This is a genomic window from uncultured Nostoc sp. (genome assembly GCF_964245575.1).
Lineage (GTDB): Bacteria > Cyanobacteriota > Cyanobacteriia > Cyanobacteriales > Nostocaceae > Nostoc.
Map to the genome: position 1 here is coordinate 1 of NZ_CAXTNP010000505.1, position 2,856 is coordinate 2,856.

The window sequence follows — 2,856 nt, forward strand, 5'->3', positions numbered from 1 at the left end:
TTCACTTGCTGAAATGCATTGTGTTTTAATCCGCGATCGCCCCCTGGTCGATTACTATATTTACTACAGCTTCATTACGTCCAAGTAGCGTCAGAATCCTATCTGTCAAATAATTTAATGTGTCCCGGTACTCGGTAAAAATCACGAGTTTGCGCCGATGTCCTTGGGCGTTGAACATTTCGGCTTCTAAAGCATCGGCACGATTAAATTCCTCGCAGACGTACTCAGTGACTCGCTTATACAGTACCGCTTCTAAATCCGATAGTTCATATTCTATAGTGCTAGCTTGGCGTTCTGGAAATAGCGGTTTTTCATCAAACTTCAGCAAATCTTCTTTAACCAATCGCCGCATCAAGTCGGAAGTATCGGCTAGATGAACACCATCGCGGAAGCGTCCTTCAAATCTGTCTCCATCCAATAACGCCATAAACAACTGGAAGTCTTCCTCTTTGCCGTTATGTGGTGTCGCTGACATTAATAAAAAATGCCTAGTCAAAGTTGAGAGTAACTTACCAAGTTTGTAGCGTTTCGTTTCTTTAATTTCACCACCAAAAAATGAAGCTGACATTTTATGAGCTTCGTCACAAACAACTAAATCCCAGTCTGTCTGTGCTAGCTTTGCTTGTAAGTCTTGATTACGGCTGAGTTTGTCCAGTCGCACTTTTTCCCAACGGCATTTGGGCAAAAGCATTGCTTAATTGAGGGCTGATTTAAGCGATCGCTCCATGCTAGTGGCTACAGTTAAAGTGAAATAGAGTGCGATCGCATCCATCGCAAACTCAACCTATTAATTCAGTTTTGCACTTGGGATGCGATCGCCATTGTATCTTGTAGTAAATAGTTACAAACCCTTACAAGGCTTGCTTTTGAGATATTGTACAACTTTTTTATTTATCAATATGACGAATTTTGGGAAAATTGTACAACTTTATTTTTATAAGTCGCGTGAATGCCAACGGTAATATAGGGATTACAAACTGCAAAATTGTACAACTTTTTTATACTTATACAATTTACGGGGAGCATCCCATTTTTGCAGAAATACTGATTCCTGAGTGTAGTATGGGGAGAACACAATACTTACTTAAACCATAGGCATGACCCCCGAAGAAAAAGAACGGTTACAAGTATTGAAGTAAACTCCCTCCAGTATCAGAAGCGATGGCTTCATAGTTGGCTCAGACTCCAGCACAAGCATGGCAAGGCTAAAGCAGGGCGCTATATTGCACAAAACCCACCATTCCTAAACATACTTATATAGCAGTCCTAAATCATTTGTGAAAATTATATATTTCTTTCTTCTTTCTTCCCTTTGCGTCCAACTCTTAGAGACGCTGCGCGTTGGCAGAAGCCTCTCCAAGAGTTGGCGGTTCGTTTCCTTATCTATATTTTTCACGAATCAAAAAGGATCGGACTACTATCATTCGTGAGAGGTTAAAGTCGAATACCATTTGTCAATAAGCAATAGTGCTTAAAATATTGCTGAAAATCGGGGCCGGAAACACAATTTTTGAGCAGGCGATGCCTGCGGCGGGCTACGCCTACGCTTAATCTTGATACTCATGATTCATTCTTGCCCCATCAGTTCAGTAAATTGGTTAACTTCATACATGTGCTTTTCTTAATTTTCAGTATAATTTCTAATTGACAAAAATAAAGTTATCTTAAGCTTTATCGATGGACTACTATAGCAATCCTATTTGAGTTGCCGCAACCTGTGAAGTCCATGTTGTAGCGGGAGTTATCTTTGACCAAGCGGTAGTACACAGCATTATCGATGCCTCGCAGCGACAATGTTGGCCCTAAATGATTGCCTTCGCCAGTGTGGTTATAAACTACATCTAAAATTACTTCAATGCCAGCAGAGTGTAAGTCCTTGACCATCTGTTTAAACTCGATCACTTGTTGTCCAAGTGAGCCACTAGCGCTGTAACCAGAGTAGGGGATGAAATAATTAATAGAATCGTAACCCCAATAGTTTTTCAGTCCTTTATCTACTAGAAATCCTGGAGAAGATAAAAAGTGATGCACAGGCATCAATTCCACAGATGTGATTCCTAGTTGTTGGAGATATTGAATTGCGGCTGGATGTGCCAGCCCTGCATAAGTACCACGTAATTCTTCTGGAATTTCTGGATGTAGCTTAGTAAAGCCTCTAACGTGAGTTTCATAAATAATCGTTTCGTGCCAGGGTATAGAAAGTAGTTTGTCGTCTCCCCAATCAAAAGACTGATCGACAACAACACACTTCGGCATAATTTCGGCATTATCTAAATCAGAAAAAGCTAGGTCTTGTTCTGGTGCATCTAAAGAGTAGCCAAAATTAGCTGGACTATCGCTAATTTCCCCATCAATTGCCTTAGCATAGGGATCAATTAGTAGTTTATTAGGGTTAAAGCGATGACCAAGTTCTGGGGCCCAAGGCCCATGTACTCTAAACCCATAGCGTTGCCCAGGCCCTACTCCTGGTAGATAAGCGTGCCAAACAAAATTATTTTTTTCTGTTAAAGGCAAGCGAATTTCATAATTATCGGCATCAAATAAACAAAGTTCTACACCTGTTGCATTTTCGGAAAACAAAGCAAAGTTGGTGCCTTTGCCATCCCAAGTAGCACCCAAGGGATATACATTCCCAGGCCATACAGCTATATACATAAGTGAAGTACCAAAAGCTAATTTTAGTGTTAGGAACAAACTTTAAGATGTGTTTATTTAATAATAATTTTTATAAGTTAATTTCAAGGTTAAGGCTAATAAATTTGAATTAACTAAATGTTACTATTTTATCTTTAAAGATTTTTAAAAGTCGAGAAAAAGAACTTATTTCAGTTTGAGGCAATAATAACAATTATATAT

The 2,856-nt window shown here is 39.4% G+C and carries 1 protein-coding gene and 1 pseudogene; both read right to left on the minus strand.

The window, feature by feature from the left end; genetic code table 11:
* Window positions 1-25: 25 nt before the first annotated feature.
* Window positions 26-691 (minus strand): hypothetical protein, encoded by a 666-nt coding sequence (locus tag ACFFAP_RS37710; protein WP_375515987.1) that lies wholly within the window; start codon window positions 689-691, stop codon window positions 26-28.
* Between the two features lie 1,010 nt (window positions 692-1,701).
* Window positions 1,702-2,655, minus strand: a pseudogene (locus tag ACFFAP_RS37715) (alpha-amylase family glycosyl hydrolase); the annotation flags it as partial.
* Window positions 2,656-2,856: the final 201 nt, after the last annotated feature.

Excerpts from the sequence above, each read along its gene's own strand:
- ACFFAP_RS37710 (WP_375515987.1), bottom strand. The coding sequence starts at position 691 with ATGCTTTTGCCCAAATGCCGTTGGGAAAAAGTGCGACTGGACAAACTC.